This is a genomic window from Rhodococcus sp. 4CII (genome assembly GCF_014256275.1).
Taxonomy (GTDB): domain Bacteria; phylum Actinomycetota; class Actinomycetes; order Mycobacteriales; family Mycobacteriaceae; genus Rhodococcus_F; species Rhodococcus_F wratislaviensis_A.
Genome location: NZ_JACCFE010000002.1, coordinates 3,535,374 through 3,551,776, shown reverse-complemented (window position 1 = coordinate 3,551,776; position 16,403 = coordinate 3,535,374). Strand labels below are relative to the sequence as shown.

Below are 16,403 nucleotides of genomic sequence, written 5' to 3'. Positions count from 1 at the left end.
GGGGCGGCTCTGGCGTCGAACGTGCCGGGTTGATCACCGATGCCGTGACCGTCCAGCCCTGACGAGCCCGGCGAGGACGACCAGCAGGACAGCGAGGACGAGCAGTCCGAGGTCGAGGTTGGCGGCGGTGGCGATGACGCCGACCAGGAGCGGGCCGCCCGCGTCGCCGAGCTCACGCCCGACCTCGGCGGCGCCCATGGTTTGACCGAGCCGCTCCGGTGGAGCAGTCGCGGCCAGGTACGCGAACCCGAGCGGGGTGATCAGCCCGGTGCCCGCGCCGATCAGGAGCGCGCCGACCGTGATGGCCGCGATCGGGGGCAGCACGGTGGCGGCGGCGGTGCCGAGCGCGGCCAACGCGAGCCCGGTCCCCATCCCGGTGCCGTCGCGCAGGCGTCCTGCGTCTCGGGCACGTCCGACGCGCGGTTGGACGAGGGCGGCGGTGGCGGCCAGCAGCGAGACCGCGGCGCCGGTGGCCAGCGGACCGAGCCCGGCTCCGGCACCGACCACCGGTAGGAACCCGACCCCGACCGCGAGGGCGGCGGTGGCTCCGGCCAGTGCGGCGGTCGGGCGCAGGAAGCCGGCCGATGAGAGGCGCCGGGCCAGGTCCAGCACGGTTTGCCGCGTTCGCGGCAGGATCGGGACGGCTGGAACGGCCAGCGCGGCCCAGATCGCGACGAGGGCGGCCAGGCCCGCGAGGGCGGCGAACAGCAGCCGGTAGCCGCCGCCGGTGACCAGGACACCGCCCAGAAGCGGACCGAGGGTGTAGCCGAGTCCCTTCCAGGCGCCGTATCCGCCGAACGCGCGCCCGTGCGCGCCGCTCGGGGTCAGGCGCGCCACCATCGCACCGGCGGCCGGGGAGAACGCCGCGGCGGCGGCGCCCTGGCCCAGGCGCGCGACGCCGACGAGGGCGGGGTTACCGGCCAGCACGAACGCGCCCGAGGCGAGGGTGAACGCGATCAGGCCACCGAGCAGGACCGGGCGCGGTCCGATCCGGTCGGACAGTGATCCGAACACGGGTTTGAGCAGCACTTCCGCGCCGTCGTAGACCGCGAGCAGCAGGCCCAGGGTCAGCAGGCTCGCGTGCTCGGATTCGGTGTAGCCGCCGAGACTGGCCGCGATGGAGTGCGCGCCGAACGCGGTGACGAACCCCGCCGCGTACAGCGGTGCCAGCCGCGCCCGTGACGCGGTGGCCTGCTTCGGGGATGCCGTGCTCATTGCGGATCCGACTGCCCGGCCACAAGTTCGGCGAGCGGGGCCGGCGTGAGCAGGATGCGCAGCGGCGTGCGGTCGGCGAGCGTGAGCAGCCACGGGGTACCGCCGGCGAAATCGTTGATACCGAGGAAGATTCGCGTATCCACGCGCACGACGGTGTCCTCCGCCGTCACATCTGGTGCAGGGCCGAAAAGACCCGCTCGGTGTAGTCGGCCAACCGGTCGGCGCAGAGCTCGAGCTGCTGATCGGCCGCGGCGACGGCCGCGGCGCCGAACACGTCGCGGGCCTTGATATCGCGATGCCAGCGCCGCAGCCGCTCCAGGCTCTGCTCTTCCTCCTCGAGCTCTGCCAGGGTGAATTTGGCCTTGCCGATCTCCTTGTCGATCTCGGCGTCGAACCGGGCGCAGTCGGCGAGGAACTCGGCCCATTCCTCGGCCCGCTCGGCGGTGAACAGCTCCTCCAGCCGCACCCCATCGGCGTTCGCGCGTCCGGTCGCGTCCAGCACCAGCACCTCGCCCTCCCCGCGGCGGGCGAGCTCGGCCACGCGCGCGACCCCGTCGGCGAACACCGGCACATCGGGCACCACCCACACGCCTTGCCCGATTTGCAACGCCCCCACCCGGCGCAGCTCCCGCCATACCGCCACCCGGTGCCGCGACGGCTCGGCCGGCACGCGCACGGCGAGTACCAGCCACCGCACACCACCATCATGTATATCTGTCACGAAGAAAAATGTAACAGCTGTTACTTCCATCGAGGTAACGGCGTGGACGAAGTGGTCAGAACAGGGTGTCGCGGACCCGTAGGGACCGGTATCCGGTGGGACCCGAATCGGTGTCCGCGGCAACGACCGGGCAGATTTCCGCAGGCGTCGTTCGACGGCATTACCGCATGGTTCATTGACAGGATGGTCGCATGATCGACATCGAGATCGGGCGAACCCCGACCGGGGCAGGGTTTCCTCCCGGCCGCGCACAGATCATTGAGGTCTGGACGTTTGGTAGACAACACCCCTACCGAGCACGCGGATGCCGACCCGGTCCCCGGGCGATAGAGCGGTGGCACCGAATCGGCGCACGGTGACCCGCTCGGAACCGACTCCGTCCTCGGTGTCGAGACGGATGCCCAGCATCATCTCCGATCCGAGATACTCGACATCGACGACCGTCCCGGCTACCCCCGCACCGTCCGTGGTCACCTCGATCTGCTCCGGCCTCAGCATGACTCGCGCGTCGCCGTGGATGCCGTTGGCGGCAACGGCGACGTCCCCGAGCGCACACGTGGCGCGCTGCCCGTCGACGTGGGCCGCCAGGACGACGGCGTCGCCGATGAACTCCGCGGTGGGGACGTCGACGGGGGTGGAATAGATTTCCCGGGGCGTGCCGATCTGGGCGAGCCTGCCCGCGCTCATCACCGCGACCCGGTCGGCGAACGAGAGCGCCTCGGGCTGATCATGTGTGACGAGGATGGTGGTGATGCCGGCTTTCGCGAGGATGTCGGCGACGATTCTTCGGGTGTTGGCCCGCAGGCCGGCGTCGAGGGCGGAGAACGGTTCGTCGAGCAGCATGAGTTCCGGTTCCCGCGCCAACGCCCGCGCGAGCGCCACGCGCTGCTGCTGCCCGCCCGACAGCTGGTCGGGCCGCCGTGAGGCGTACGAGGGGTCCAGTGACACCATGTCGAGGAGCTCGGCGATCTTCGAACGGGTGCGCGCCTTCCGCGGGAGCCCGAACCCGACGTTCGCGCCGACGGTGGTGTGCGGGAACAGCGCCCCGTCCTGCGCCACGTAGCCCACGGACCGGCGGTGCGCGGGTGTCCACCCGCCACCGGCGACCTTCCGCCCGGCCAGGGTGATGGTGCCGGCGTCCGGCCTCTCGAACCCGGCGATCAGGCGGAGCAGGGTGGTCTTGCCGCAGCCGGAGGGGCCCAGGATGGCGGTCGTGGATCCCGCCTCGACGGTGAACCCCACATGCCGCAGGACCGGCGCGGCACCGAACGACTTGTCGACCCCCTCCACTTCGAGTGCGTATGTCATAGTCCGGCAACCTTTTTCGACTGGGTGAAGAGCACATAGGTCATGGGCAACGACATCACGATCATGATCAGCGCATACGGTGCGGCGCCGGCATAGTCGATCTCACTGCTCAATGACCAGAACTGCATGGACAGGGTGCGGGTACCGGTGGGCGCCAGCAGCAGGGTGGCGGTCAACTCGTTGACGATGCCCAGGAACACCAGCGCCCCACCCGCCGCGGTCGCCGGCGCGGCCAGTCGCAGCGTCACCCGGACGAACGCCGCCCACGGCGAAACACCCAGCGACTGCGCCGTCTCCTCGAGCCCGACGGGGGCCTGCGCGAGTCCGGCTCGCAAGTTCACCAGGGCACGCGGCAGGAACAGCAGCGCGTAGGCCGCGATCACCACGGTCACCGTCTGGTAGAGCGGATGTAGATACCGGATGGTGACCGTGACGAAGGCGAGGGCCACCACGATGCCCGGCAACGAGCTGGAGATGTAGGTACCGCCCTCGAGGACACGGCTGAGGCGTCCGCGGTGACGAATCGAAATCCAGGCGATCGGGAACGCGAGCACACACGTCACCACGGCACCGGCGATGCCGAACCCGAGAGTCTGCCCCAGCGCGGCCGAGACAGCGTCGAGCTTCCACACCGCGGAGCCGCCGATGACCAGCCACCGCGCAACACTGACCAGTGGTACACCGACCGACGCCGCGATCAGCATCCCGAGGAACAACAAGGCGATCGGCGAATACCGCCAGCCGAGTTCGGCCGGCACGGCCCGGCGGGCCGCACCCGACCCGATCCGGGCGTACCGGGCGCTACCGCGGACGACCGATTCGATCACCAGCAGGGTCAGGCACAACAGCACAAGGACCCCGGCGAGCATGGTCGCGGCGGAGCCGTTGAACGTCGACTGGTACTGCTCGAAGATCGCCGTGGTGAACGTGTCGAACCGGATGAAGACGAACGCGCCGTACTCGGCGAGCAGGTGCAGCGACACCAGCAGAGCGCCGCCGGCGATAGCCAGCCGCAGCTGCGGAACCACGACCCGGCAGAAGACCACCACGGGGCCGGCGCCCAGGGCGCGTGCGGACTCTTCCACGGCCGGATCCAACCGGCGCAACGTCGCGGCCGCCGGGATGTACACGAGCGGGAAGTAGGACAGGGTCGCGATGAGGACGCCGCCGAACAGCCCGCCGAGCGACGGTACTGCCGTCACCCACGAATAGCTGTTGACGAACGCCGGAACGGCCAGGGGCGCCGCGAGGAGGACGGCCCACGCCTTCGCGCCGAACAGCCGGGTGCGCTCGACCAGCCAGGCGGCCGCTACACCGACGACGACGCAGATCGGCACGGTCACCACGACCAGCATCACCGTGTTCTGAAGCAGTTCCCGGACCCGGGGCCGGAACAGCAACGCCGACGCGGTATCCCAGCCGGTGTCGATGCTCGCCGCGATCACATATCCGAGCGGGAGCAACGCCGCGGCTACCACGATCACCGCCACGGCGGCGAGCGGGAACGGCAGCCTCGGCCGGGCGGTCGGGCGACGCGTCGTGTCCGCGTCCCCCGACCGCGCGCGGCCGATCAGTGCGAGATTCAGAGCAGACCTGCTTCCGTCATGAGTTCGGTGACCTGTGGGCTGTTGAGCTTCGCCGGGTCGACCGGCGGGGCCTGCAGGTCGGCGAGGGGAACCAGCTTCGGGTTGGCGGGCACGCCGCTGCCGACCGGGTACTCGAACGACGTCCCGGTCTGCAGGACTTCCTGACCCTTCTTGCCGGTGACGAAGCGCAGGAACTGCTGCGCCGCGTCCTGCTTGGTGCTGGACTTCAGGACACCACCACCCGAGACACTGACGAACGCGCCCGGGTCCTCGTTCTTGAAGTAGTGCAGCGCCACGTTGTTGCTGTTCTCACCCGTCTTGGCCTGATCGCCGAACCAGTAGTAGTGGTAGATCACGCCACCCGGAATCTCCCCGGCGTTGACGGCCTTCATCACGGTTCCGTTGCCCTTGTACGTGCGGACGTTGTCCTTCATCCCGGCCAGCCATTGCCGGGTGGCGTCCTCACCCTTGAGCTCGAGCAGTGCACTGACGATGGCCTGGAAGTCGGCGCCCGACGGGGACGCGGCCCAGCGGTCCTTCCAGGCGGGATCCTGCAGGTCGAGCAGCGACTTCGGCAACTGATCCTCGGTCAGTTGGTCCTTGTTGTACGCGAAGACGGTGGAGCGGGCCGCGATGCCGGTCCACTTGCCGCTCGACGGCCGGTACTGGGTCGGGACCTGGGCGAGGACGTCCTGGTTCACGTCGGCGAAGAGCCCGGCGTTCTCCACCAGCGTCATCGCCGGGGAGTTCTCGGTGAGGAACACATCGGCCGGCGACTGAGCACCCTCCGCGACCAGTTGGTTGCCGAGTTCGGTGTCACTGCCGTTTCGCAGTTCCACCTCGATGCCGGTCTCCGCGGTGAACGCGTCCGCCCACTCCGTCGTCAGCGACTCGTGCTGGGCGTTGTACACGGTGATCGTGTTGGCGGCACCCGAATCGGCTCCGCTGCCGGAACCGGAATTCGAGCACCCCGACACCGTCAACGCCGCGGCGGTAGCGAGCGCCACCCCCGACATCAGTCCGAACCGCATCCTCATCGTTCGACCGCCCGTCCTCGTTCGCAGCGGGACCGCTCCCGACTGTCTCCCGAAAATACTGCCACCTGCAGGGTTGCCAACCCTAACCGGGCGGGGTGCGAATGGGTGACTGGACCCCGCCCATCGGTCCGACGGTGTCGGGAGGCCCTGCAGGCGCGGACGATTCGACTCTTCCGCCCAGGGCGTGGTACGGCTGCGGACCTAGATGCGAACACCCCAAGGGTTAGGTACGGCATGCCTTATACACTGGGCCGATGCCGAGCCCGTCCGACCGTGTGGAGCGCCCCGGCGTGCCTCTCGCACGCCGGCTCGGAGGCTACGGCGACGCCGTCGCGCTGCTCACGGAGGACTGCACGATCTCGTACCGCGACCTGGCCGGCAGGGTCGAGGCCGTGGCCCGGCAGTTGGGCGAGACCCGGCGTCTGATTCTGATCGCCGGCGCCCACAAGATCGATCTGCTCGTCACCTACCTCGCGGCCCTGTCGGCCGGGCACCCGGTGCTGCTGGCACCGGGCGACAGACCCGAGGGCCTCGACAGTCTGGTCGCCGCGTACCGCCCGGACGTCGTGGTGCGCGGGTGCGACAGTGCCGGACACGCGGTGCTCGAGGAGGTCCGCGTGGGCTCGGCGCACCTGCTGCATCCCGACCTCGCGCTGCTGCTGACCACCTCCGGGTCGACCGGATCCCCGAAACTGGTTCGCCTCTCGCACCGCAACGTCCAGGCCAATGCCGAGTCGATCGCGCAGTATCTCGACATCGCGAACACCGACCGTGCCGCGACGACGCTGCCCATGCATTACTGCTATGGCTTGTCCGTCATCCACAGCCACCTGCTCCGCGGTGCAGGCGTGATCCTGACGTCGCGCCCGGTCACCGACCCTCGGTTCTGGGATCTGTTCCGGACCGCCCGCGGCACCTCCTTCGCGGGTGTGCCGTACACCTTCGATCTGCTCGACCGGACCGGCTTCGATCGTGTCGAGCTGCCGGACCTGCGCTACATCACGCAGGCCGGCGGCCGGCTCGCTCCGGACCGGGTACGGGCCTACGCCGAGCTGGGCCGGCTGCGGGGCTGGAAGTTGTTCGTCATGTACGGGCAGACGGAGGCGACCGCCCGGATGGCGTACCTGCCACCGGAACTCGCCGCTCGCTGCCCGGAGGCGATCGGCCGGCCGGTTCCGGGTGGAACCTTCCGCCTCGAGCCCGTCGCCGACGGCCCAGACGGCACGGGGGAGCTGGTCTATGCGGGGCCGAACGTGATGCTCGGCTACGCGCATTCTCCGGACGACCTCCAGCTCGGCGACGTCCTCGGCGGCGAACTCCGCACCGGTGACCTCGCCCGGCAGCGCGCCGACGGGCTGTACGAAGTGGTCGGCCGGCGCAGCCGCTTCGCCAAGATCTACGGCCTGCGGATCGATCTGCAGCAAGTCGAGTCGAGGCTCGCGGAGAAGGGTCTGCGGATCTGCTGTGTGGGCGGTGCGGACGAACTCGTCGTGGCCGTCGAGAACGGCGACGAGGCCGCCGCCCGCGAGGCCGCCGCGCACGCCACGGGTCTTCCGGTCGGCGCGGTCCGAGCGTGTGTTGTCGACGAGCTGCCGCGCACGGCCACCGGCAAGCCCGACTTCCACGCCGTGCGCGAACTCGGCCGCAGCCACGACCCGGCGCCGGTCATCCCGCCGAAGACCGGCGCCGATACGGCCGCCCTGCGCGCGATGTACGCAGACATCCTGAACTGTCCGAACGTCACCGACGACAGCTCCTTCGTCAGCTTGGGCGGCGACTCGCTGTCCTACGTCCGGATGTCCGTGCGGCTCGAGCAGATGATCGGCCACCTCCCCGAGGACTGGCACACCACACCGATCGGGGATTTCACGCCGCGCCGCCGACACCGGTGGCCGGCGGTGGAAACCAACGTTCTCCTCCGCGCGGTCGCGATAGTCCTGATCGTCGGATCACACATCCACCTCTTCGCGGTCCTCGGCGGGGCGCACGTGCTTCTGGGCGTCGCGGGCTACAACTTCGCCCGGTTCCACCTCGGCGATGCACAACGATCCGAACGTGTGCGCCGCACCCTGCGGAGCGTGGCCCGGATCGCCGTCCCGAGCATGGTGTTCATCGGGTGCGTCATCGCCGTGACCGGCGAATACCGTGTCACCAGTGCGGTTTTGCTCAACGGGATCCTCGGTCCGCCCGGATGGACTATCGAATGGCGGTACTGGTTCGTCGAGGCGATCGTGTACATCCTGCTCGCCGTCGGTGCCGTTCTCGCCCTCCCGCTCGCCGACCGCGCCGAGAGAACGTACCCCTTCGCCTTCGCGATGGGACTCGTCACGCTCGGCCTCCTCACCCGTTATGCGGTGGTCCCCGTCGACGACGGCCTCAACCGCATCCTCACCGCCTCGGTGGTCTTCTGGCTGTTCGCTCTCGGCTGGGCCGCCGCCAAGGCGACGACGGTGTTCCAGCGCCTCTGCGTCACGTCGGCGATCGTGGCGACGGTTCCCGGCTTCTTCTTCGGCGACACACAGCGGGAAATCGTCGTCATCGGCGGACTGTGCCTGCTGGTGTGGGTGCGGTCCGTCCGCTGTCCGACCGCACTGCTCCGGGTCGCCGGCATCCTGGCGAGCGCGTCGCTCTACATCTACCTGACCCACTTCGAGGTGTACCTGCCGCTTCGCGACAAGTACCCGTGGCCTGCATTCGCCCTCTCACTCCTGGTCGGCATCATCTACTGGCAGGCGGTGACATTCACTTACCGGCTACTGTCGACTGTTTCGAGGACTCGAATGTCCCCGCGCCGAACGCCATCCGACTACGCGAACGACCGGCCGACCCGAGACGTGGTCTCGTCCGCCGCCGTCCTGGAAAAACCTGGGGTGTCGTGACCTGTTGAACGGCGATTCGGGCCGGACGTCCGACCGGGGTGCGTTGATCGGGGTGTCAGGATTCTGATCCGGGCTCGGCGGAATCGCTGGGTTCGGGAGCTTCGGATTCCGGCGCGACCGGCGGGTCGGTCTCCGGAGGTTCCGTGGTCGGCTCGGGTGGCGTCGCCGGCGGCTCGCTCGTCTGCGGGGGCGTGGCCGGTGTCGTCTCGATCGCGGGCGGCGTCGGGGGCGTCCAGCGCACGGTCGCCGGCGCGGACGACGGTGTGGGGAGGATTCTCTCGGTCTCGACCGGGGTATCGAGAACGACCTGTTCGGCCGGGGCGGCGACCGCCACGAGCGCCGGCGACTCGAGGGCAGGAACCCGCGCGAGGACGTAGTCGACCTGCAGGGGTGCCGGGGCGGGTGCCAAGGCGACAGCGCTGCCCGCCGGGATATGCGGTCGTTCGGCCTGTTCGACGATCCGGACGCCGTGCCCGGCGACCGGGCGGGGCGCGGCGACAACGGGGGAAGCCGGGTTCGGCGCCGCCGAATCGGCGAACAGTGGGACGGCCACCAGAGTGGCGGCCGCGACCGCGGCGACCGCGGCGGCGCGCGTCCAGGATCGCGATGAGTCGGGTGGGGTGGTCGGCCCGATCGCGGCACGGTGCGACGCCGCCGCGAGTACGGCTGCACCCAGGGCCGTGGTGGCGGGCTCGGGTGCGCGCACCACCGGTGTTGCCAGTCCGGTGGACAGCAGTTCCCCGACCGCCGGAACGTCGGCCGCGCCGCCGGTGAGGACGACGACGTCGAGGTCCGCCGCGGACAGGTGCGCGACGGCGAGGCAGTCCGCGACGAGTTCGAGAGTTCCGGACAGTGCGGCCGCGACCGCGTCCTCCCGCTCGGCGGCGAGGCCGCGAGCACTGAACTCCGTCGACCGGAGGGGCCGCCCCACGATCGGATCGGGTCCGCCGGCGGCGCCGAACGTCACGATCGTCAGGTCCAGGCACCGGTCACCGAGGTGGTAGACGAGCGCGACGCCGTCACCGAGCGGACCGTGTTCCCACTCCGCCCAGGCCAGGGCCGCAACCGGCTCCGGGACGAGGCCGACCCGCGTCAGCCCCGCGCGATCGAGCGCCGCCCGCTGCGCCGCCACCATCCGGGGCGTGTGGACTGCCGGGTGGGTGAGGACGATCGGCGTCTCGTCCGGTGCGGCCACCTCGGCGATCAGGCAGTGTGCCGCGGCGGCCACCAGATCCTGTCCGGTGTACCGGGATCCGTCGCCCGCGACGACGACCCGGCCGACCCGATTCGCGAAGGCCGCCACCACACCCGCGGTATCCGGAGGGTCGCCCAGCCGCACCGTCGAGGGTGCGCCGAATTTCAGGGTGGCCGAACGGATCAATCCGGCCCGGACGCCGTCCTCCCCGGCGACGGCGGCGACGGCGTGAACCGTTCCGATGCTCAGCCCGAGTCCTCGTGTCATGGTGTGGCCCCGTCAGTGCGTGGCTCGTAGACGGCCGAAGACGCCGTCCTTCTCGTCCGCGGGACCGGCTGTGAAGTAGAGCGAGTCGCTGTCGCCGAGGCTCTCACCGTTGCCGAACAGCAGTCCCCACAGTCCCTCGACGGCGACGATGTCACCGGCTTCGTCACGCACGTAGTCGACGAAGGCGCCGCTCTGGTCGTCGAAGGCCGCGATCCGCCCGGCACCACCGAAGTTGCCGACGAGAATTTTCCCGGCGAGTGCGCCGAACTCGGCCGGTGCCACGGCGACACCCCATGGGGCGTTGAGGCGGCCCTGATCGTCGAGGATCCGCACCAGGGTGCCCTCGGCGTCGAACTCGGCGACCTTGCCGCGGTCGGGGCGGTCACCGGTGGCTGCCTCCTGCTCGGCGTCGAGTGAGTCCTCCTCGCCCGCATCGAAACCCGAGCCGTCCTCGGCGGCCTTGGTGGTCGCGTACGTGACGAAGACACGGTTACCCGCTGTGGCGATGTTGAACGGTGCGGGATCGCCCGGGCGGGCCTGCTTTCCCTGTGCGGGGTCGGTGGGATCGATCAGGTCGCCGGTCGCGAACGGGTTGGCGAAGCCCTGGGTGGCCACCGGCTGCCAGGTCTTGTCGAATTGCCGGATCTGCGGCGCCGCACCGAAATCGGCCACCCACAGCGCGTCGTCGCGTCCGGGGGCGAGAGCCAGTCCGAAGAAGTTCATGCCCTGCGGCCCGCCGTCGAACATCTCCTTCGCAGGGCCGTCCTGCCGGACGATGCGGCCGTCCGCGCCCTGTTCGGTCCAGCCGGAGATGCGGCCGGAATCGGTGGCGAAGAGGAATCGGGACGAACCGGCGAGCAACTCCTGCCGGCCGTCGACCGCCACGGGTTGGCCGGTGACGACGAAGCTGTCGGAGTTCAGGGGCGCGGGGTTGAACACGACTCCGGTGGTCTTTCCGACGCTTGCGTCGGAGGTGTCGGCGTCCGCGCCGGGAACGGCCACCTCGTGCAGCATGTCCTGGTGCAGGGTGCGCAGGGCGGGGTCGGGTGCGGCGCTCACGTCACCGACGAACTCGAAGGAGTTCCCGCCCGCGCCGACCCAAAAGTGTCCACCTTCACCCTGAGGCCGGATTGCCACCCCCCACGCATTCACCATCTCGGGGACCGTGGCGGCGGCCGCGTAGTCGGCGTCGTTCGCGACGAGAGTCGTGCGCGCGTAGTGATTGCCGGGGACCGGGGTCAGGGCGGTCTCCGACGATGCCGCCGGTGCACATGCTGCCGTCGACGCGACTGCCGTCGCGAGCAGCGCGGCCCAGGGCAGCGCGGGACGAGCACAGAAATTCTTCATCGGGTGGGGCCTCTCGGGTGTTCGGGGAAATCGGTGGTACGGGGACGATCAGTTCTCGGCGTTCCAGAAGCCGATCCACACGGCGCCCCACCAGCACAACTGGGAGACGAGTGCGGTGGCCGCGCCCCACAGCGTCAGCCGGGCAGGCAGATGCGTCGCATCGCTGTGCGCGATTCGCCGACCCAGGATCAGCGCCTGCAGCCCGTTGACGGTCAGGAGCAGAACCAGCACCAGCTTGGTCCGGGTGAGCGCGGAGGCGAGGTTCGGTTCGAGGAGGGCGCCGCTGGCCACGAGCCCGGCCAGGCCCGCCCAGATCGGCAGGTGCAACCGCTCCGCACCACCGATGGCCTCGGCGAGTGTCGAGCGACCCGAGATCCACAGCAGCACCAGGTAGTCCGCGATGAGGACACCGCCGAAGCCGAGGACCAGCGACGCGAGATGCACGAAGAGGGCCGCCGTGTGGAGTGCGGAATCGACCTCGACATGCACCGAGATCCACGCGGCGCCGGCCAGGGTGAACCCGGCAAGGACCGCGGCGGCCACGACGGCGAGCCACGAGTCATGCAATGCGAGTGGGCGTTCGGGCTCACCCGCCGGGGTGGGCAGGCGACGGGTAAGACCACGACCTGGTGGTCGTCCACCATGCATCGCGCCCCACGACACGGTGTCGGCGCGAACCTGTCGCGGGGCCAGTGGTGTGACCGGCGAGATCAGGGTGGGCGACTCGGGCGCGGTGTCGGGGCGCGTCACGCGACGCTCCGGACGAGTGTGGGGCGGGCGGGGGAGTGCATGGGCGAACCGGTCCTCGGGGTGAAGTGCGCGAACGAGATGTCCGCACAGGTCAACGGGTGCGGTTGTTGGCGCGCGCTGCCCCGGCGCCAATCTGCGGAAGCTGGTCAGCCCCTGGAGTGGGTGCCGTCGTCGAGGAGGCGGTGTGCCGATGTGCCCACGAAACGGTCTCCTCTCGAACTGGGTGCTCACAGCTGTTCCACAGAATGTAGCTAAGCCTGCCCTTCATTTGAGGGCTGCTCAAGTAAAAATGTTCGGATCGCCGAAGTCAATACATGTGGTGGCGATCACAGCGGCCGAAGTCGGAGTAACGAAGCGGCGGTTACCAACCGCGATGACGTAACTGATGGTCAGCGGGCCTCGGTCGTAAAATTCTGCACGAAGGTCGTCGAAGGCAGTGAGCATGGCGTCGCACCCCCATGTGGTGAACTACCTACGGCTCGTGCAGGGCGCCCCGGGTCTTTCACGGGGACTGGCTGGTGCGCCAGACCAATCGAGTTACTCGCCGCGCTGGGCCGCCCCCCTCCCCTGGATGCGTACCGGATGACATTCACAGAGCGCGACCTCGACCCGATATCGCCCAGGCGCGGCTGTCGCGACTGTTGCACGAGGAGATCGCCCTGCTGACGGGCGGCCGGCAAGTTCTTCGCCGCCCTCGGGGCGGGGCCACGACGTCGTGCAATGGGCGGTCAAACAGATCAAGTCAAGCAGGTCAGGTAAGTCGTGTCGGTGTGCACGGTGACCGAGGCGGTTCCCGGGCGGATACGCAGCGCAGGGGGAGCTATCCGGGCGGCACCGGCCGGAACCTCCGAACATACGATGCCCAATCCCAGGTGGACAGGAACGCTTGCGCCGCTTCGTATCCGTTCCGGTGCAGAGCCTCGACGTCCTTCTGTCGAAGGTCGAAGTCGAGGACCCCCACCTCGGTGGAGTCCACCCTGATCGCCCGGACACTCACCCACGGCTGGTTGAGGTACGTCTGATCGCGGCCGACGAGCATGGTGCTCAGAACGCTCTCGAACAGGTGCGGTGGCCGGAGCAGGCGCAGAAGTTTGAGATAGGGGATGACGTCATCGTTTCCGGCCGGCAGATTGGGCAGCACGGTGACCCCGAAGGTGGGCCGGCGCGGCACCTGTCCATCGGTCCGGTCCAGCGAATCGATCGGGAAGTTCGAGAGCACCCCGCCGTCCACCAGCGTCGAGGTCATTCCGGCGGCACTGGTCAACGAGACGGGACGGAAGAAGAACGGGATCGCCATCGACGCCCGCACCGCGTCGGCGACGGACTGGGTGTCGGGGTCGAGGCCGTAGACCCGTTCGAAGTCCCAGGGCAATCGCACCAACTGCCCGGTCGTCACGTCGGTCACGGTGACCACCAACCGGTACCGCTGGTTCGGTGGCAGGGTGTCGTCGTCGATCTGCAGGTCTTGGAAGGTCGAGACCCCGAGCCCCGCGAGCGTGTCCTGGAGCCATTGGTGGACACGATCGCCCCGGTAGAGTCCGGTGCCCCGCAGCAGCGCCCACGACTGCCCGACGACCGGGATGCTCTCGAGCAGGCCCGGATCGAGAAACTCGCGGTAGTTCAGATGGGTGAGCTGCTTCAGCTGCTCCCCGGTCATCGGTTCCCCGCCGGCGGTGGCGGCCGCCAGGACGGCGCCCACCACCGCGCCCGCCGACGTACCGGAGACGCGATGAATCGTGTAGCCGGCATCGAGGAGCGCCGAGGCGGCGCCGACCAATCCGATTCCCTTGACGCCACCGCCCGCGAGGACGAGGTCGGCTTCTCTGCTGTCCCCTGATGCGGTCACATCATTCACCCCTGGCCGTCTGTGTCCTCGCTGCGTCGCCGGTGAAGCACGGATTCGAGGGCTTCCGCACCTGGCGTCCAGATTTCAAGTCATCAGTATCACTGGGTGCCGACATGTACATCGTCCGGTTTCCGGCATGCCTTACACGTGGATTCGCACCTGTCGCGTCACCCGGGCATCCGCACCGATGGTGGCGCGGAACCATCGAGCGAGGTAGTTGTCGGTGACCAGCTCCGGATGCGTGCGCAGGTATTCGACGAACCATCCGGCCAGTCCGTCCCACTTGCTGTAATCGCAATGGCTATCGTCGCGTGAGCGCCCGCCATGTCGAGAACGCGGCGCCCGCGAGAAGACCGCCGGTCAGCACGAAGACGGCGTCGGCGCCGGCGGAGCCGGCGATTGCCCCGGCGGTGAGGGGGATGAAGACCTGTCCGAGCCGGTTGCCGGTCAAGCGGAGGGACAGCGCGGAGGCGCGGTTCGGGGGCGGGACCAGTCCAGCCACCCAGGTCATGGTGAGGGGTTGCGCGAGGCCCCAGAAGAACCCGGCAACCGACATGAGGACGGCGACGACGACCGGTTGCGGTACAGCGGGAATGAGGGCGACGGGCAACGCGGAACAGAGGGTACCGGAAATCAGCAGCCATCGGCGTGGGGCGAAATGGAGAAGCTGCGTCAAGAACATGCGGGAGACGATGGCAGCGATCGCACGGGCGGTGAGGATCGCGGTCACGGTCAGCACCGAGAATCCGTACTGCTCACCGAGCACGGGGAGGTACGCGGTGGTCAGATCCATCGAGGTCAGCACGATCAGGCTGCTGAAGACGGCAGGGCGCATGCCGGTGGTGGAAAGCATCGCGATCGTCGACTGCTGTTCGCGTGACTTCGATTTGCGGTGCATCGCGGTGGGGATTCGAAAGTATGGCGAGAGGCTCGCCGTGGTGGCGAGTGTTGCGAGCACCAGCATCACGAGCAGGGAGGCGGTGGTGTCGACGTGCCCTTCGTGGCTGCGGGAGGCGATGAGACCTGCCACCGGAATGCCGATGGACTGGCCTACCGAGATCCACACCGTCAGCCCACCGAAGCGCCGGTCGTACTGGTCGGGTGTCGACATCAGCGGGACGTATCCCTGCCCGGAGACCAGGGTCAAGATGTGGCCGAAGCCGAGCAGGATGGCGCCGAGGGCGAGAACAATCAGGTCGGTGCTGAGGAGAATCGCGCCGACCGCGGCGACGGAAATCGCTGCTCCGAGGCGCAGTACCGCGGCGGCGTGGCGGCCGTCCACGGCCCGGCCTATGGGAATCGCCGCGACGAGGGGGACGAGCGAATACAGCGCTGTCAAGATCCCCACGGTCGCTCCGTCGCCGCCGAGTTCGAGGGCTCGGTACGAGATCATCACGCGGACAGCGGCATAGACCGCCTGAAGGAGAGCCGTGACGATGCAGAGGGAGACGAACCAGGACTTCACTCCCGGGGCCGGCTCTGTGTCGGTCTCACCGTCAGGCCGTCCCGAAGTCTTCGCGCTCGTCCGAACCGGCGGCGCGCAGCTCGGGCTGGCTTTCGCGAATCTTGTACGCGCGCTGGATGTGCTGTGCCATGTAGGCGCCGGCGGCCTTGGCATCTTTGCGCACGATGGCCTCGAGGATGAGGTCGTGGTCCTTTTCCAGCTCGTGCGCGTCCACCGGGTGTCGCCATACCGTGGTGCTGGGAGTCAGCCGGGACCAGAGCAGTTCGATGTGCTGGACGACCAACGGTGACGTCAGGCTGTAGATGGCGAAGTGGAATGCCCGGTTCATCAGGGACAGCTCGGCTGCCGACGCGGTGCCGTCGCGCTGTGCCCGGTCGAGATCGGCGTGCTTCGCTTTGATCAGCTCGAGTCCCGGCGGGGTCATCCGCTCCACCGCCATCTCCGTTGCCTCACGCTCGGCCGCGGCTCGAAGGCGATACAGGTCGCGTGCGGTGTCCGGGGTCATCTCTCGCACGGAGGCGCCCTTGTGGGGGGAGTAGGTGAGCACCCCGTCGGCCGCGAGCAGGCGCATCGCCTCCCGTACGGGTGTGGCACTGACGCCGTATCGCTTCGCCAGCACCGTCTGTTTGATCAGTTCACCTGGTTTGATCGCGCCGGAGGCGACGTCCTGCTTGAGTCGTTCGGCGACGTACTCGGTCCGGCTGACCGGGGGCGCCACCGATCCTGTGTCGCTCGACGTCATGACGACCCCTTCCGCTTCTCCCGGTGAGCAGCTGACACGCCACTC

The 16,403-nt window shown here is 69.1% G+C and carries 14 protein-coding genes; 1 reads left to right on the top strand and 13 read right to left on the bottom strand.

What is annotated here, in order from left to right; translation table 11 throughout:
* Positions 1–33: 33 nt before the first annotated feature.
* The 6 genes from H0B43_RS17185 to H0B43_RS17160 all read right to left on the bottom strand — a co-directional run bounded on the left by H0B43_RS17185 (position 34) and on the right by H0B43_RS17160 (position 5,867).
* The gene (locus H0B43_RS17185; protein ID WP_185726828.1) at positions 34–1,215 is read right to left on the bottom strand and encodes an MFS transporter; all 1,182 of its coding nucleotides are present in this window, start codon (positions 1,213–1,215) and stop codon (positions 34–36) included.
* Positions 1,212–1,358 carry a hypothetical protein gene (locus H0B43_RS17180; protein WP_185726829.1) on the bottom strand — a complete coding sequence of 49 codons (147 nt, stop codon included), beginning with the start codon at positions 1,356–1,358 and terminating at the stop codon, positions 1,212–1,214. The genes H0B43_RS17185 and H0B43_RS17180 overlap by 4 nt, the downstream gene beginning before the upstream one ends.
* A gap of 23 nt (positions 1,359–1,381) precedes the next feature.
* Complete coding sequence (locus H0B43_RS17175) at positions 1,382–1,936, bottom strand: Chromate resistance protein ChrB (protein ID WP_397517461.1); 555 nt, start codon at positions 1,934–1,936, stop codon at positions 1,382–1,384.
* 255 nt (positions 1,937–2,191) lie between these two features.
* Entirely contained in the window at positions 2,192–3,244 is a 1,053-nt protein-coding gene (locus H0B43_RS17170) for an ABC transporter ATP-binding protein (RefSeq protein ID WP_185726831.1), read from the bottom strand.
* The gene (locus H0B43_RS17165; RefSeq protein ID WP_185729923.1) at positions 3,241–4,755 is read right to left on the bottom strand and encodes an iron ABC transporter permease; all 1,515 of its coding nucleotides are present in this window, start codon (positions 4,753–4,755) and stop codon (positions 3,241–3,243) included. The genes H0B43_RS17170 and H0B43_RS17165 overlap by 4 nt, the downstream gene beginning before the upstream one ends.
* Positions 4,756–4,826: 71 nt before the next feature.
* The gene (locus H0B43_RS17160; protein ID WP_185726832.1) at positions 4,827–5,867 is read right to left on the bottom strand and encodes an iron ABC transporter substrate-binding protein; all 1,041 of its coding nucleotides are present in this window, start codon (positions 5,865–5,867) and stop codon (positions 4,827–4,829) included.
* Positions 5,868–6,121: 254 nt separating this feature from the next.
* On the opposite strand from H0B43_RS17160, the gene H0B43_RS17155 reads away from it, so the two are divergent.
* Positions 6,122–8,746 (top strand): AMP-binding protein, encoded by a 2,625-nt coding sequence (locus H0B43_RS17155; protein ID WP_185726833.1) that lies wholly within the window; start codon positions 6,122–6,124, stop codon positions 8,744–8,746.
* A 55-nt stretch (positions 8,747–8,801) separates the two neighbouring features.
* Here H0B43_RS17155 and H0B43_RS17150 read toward each other — a convergent pair whose 3' ends face one another.
* From H0B43_RS17150 to H0B43_RS17120, 7 genes are all read right to left on the bottom strand, one after another.
* Positions 8,802–10,208, bottom strand: a complete 1,407-nt coding sequence (locus H0B43_RS17150; RefSeq protein WP_185726834.1) for an FGGY-family carbohydrate kinase — start codon at positions 10,206–10,208, stop codon at positions 8,802–8,804.
* Between the two features lie 12 nt (positions 10,209–10,220).
* On the bottom strand, positions 10,221–11,555 hold the full coding sequence (locus tag H0B43_RS17145) for a TIGR03118 family protein (protein ID WP_185726835.1): 1,335 nt from the start codon (positions 11,553–11,555) through the stop codon (positions 10,221–10,223).
* 48 nt (positions 11,556–11,603) lie between these two features.
* Positions 11,604–12,305 (bottom strand): hypothetical protein, encoded by a 702-nt coding sequence (locus tag H0B43_RS17140; protein ID WP_185726836.1) that lies wholly within the window; start codon positions 12,303–12,305, stop codon positions 11,604–11,606.
* Between the two features lie 279 nt (positions 12,306–12,584).
* Entirely contained in the window at positions 12,585–12,749 is a 165-nt protein-coding gene (locus H0B43_RS17135; RefSeq protein ID WP_185726837.1) for a hypothetical protein, read from the bottom strand.
* A 376-nt stretch (positions 12,750–13,125) separates the two neighbouring features.
* Positions 13,126–14,151, bottom strand: coding sequence for a patatin-like phospholipase family protein (locus H0B43_RS17130; RefSeq protein WP_185726838.1), 1,026 nt, complete (start codon positions 14,149–14,151; stop codon positions 13,126–13,128).
* 301 nt (positions 14,152–14,452) lie between these two features.
* The gene (locus H0B43_RS17125; RefSeq protein WP_185726839.1) at positions 14,453–15,616 is read right to left on the bottom strand and encodes an MFS transporter; all 1,164 of its coding nucleotides are present in this window, start codon (positions 15,614–15,616) and stop codon (positions 14,453–14,455) included.
* A 31-nt stretch (positions 15,617–15,647) separates the two neighbouring features.
* Positions 15,648–16,358 (bottom strand): GntR family transcriptional regulator, encoded by a 711-nt coding sequence (locus H0B43_RS17120; RefSeq protein WP_185726840.1) that lies wholly within the window; start codon positions 16,356–16,358, stop codon positions 15,648–15,650.
* Between the last annotated feature and the right edge of the window lie 45 nt (positions 16,359–16,403).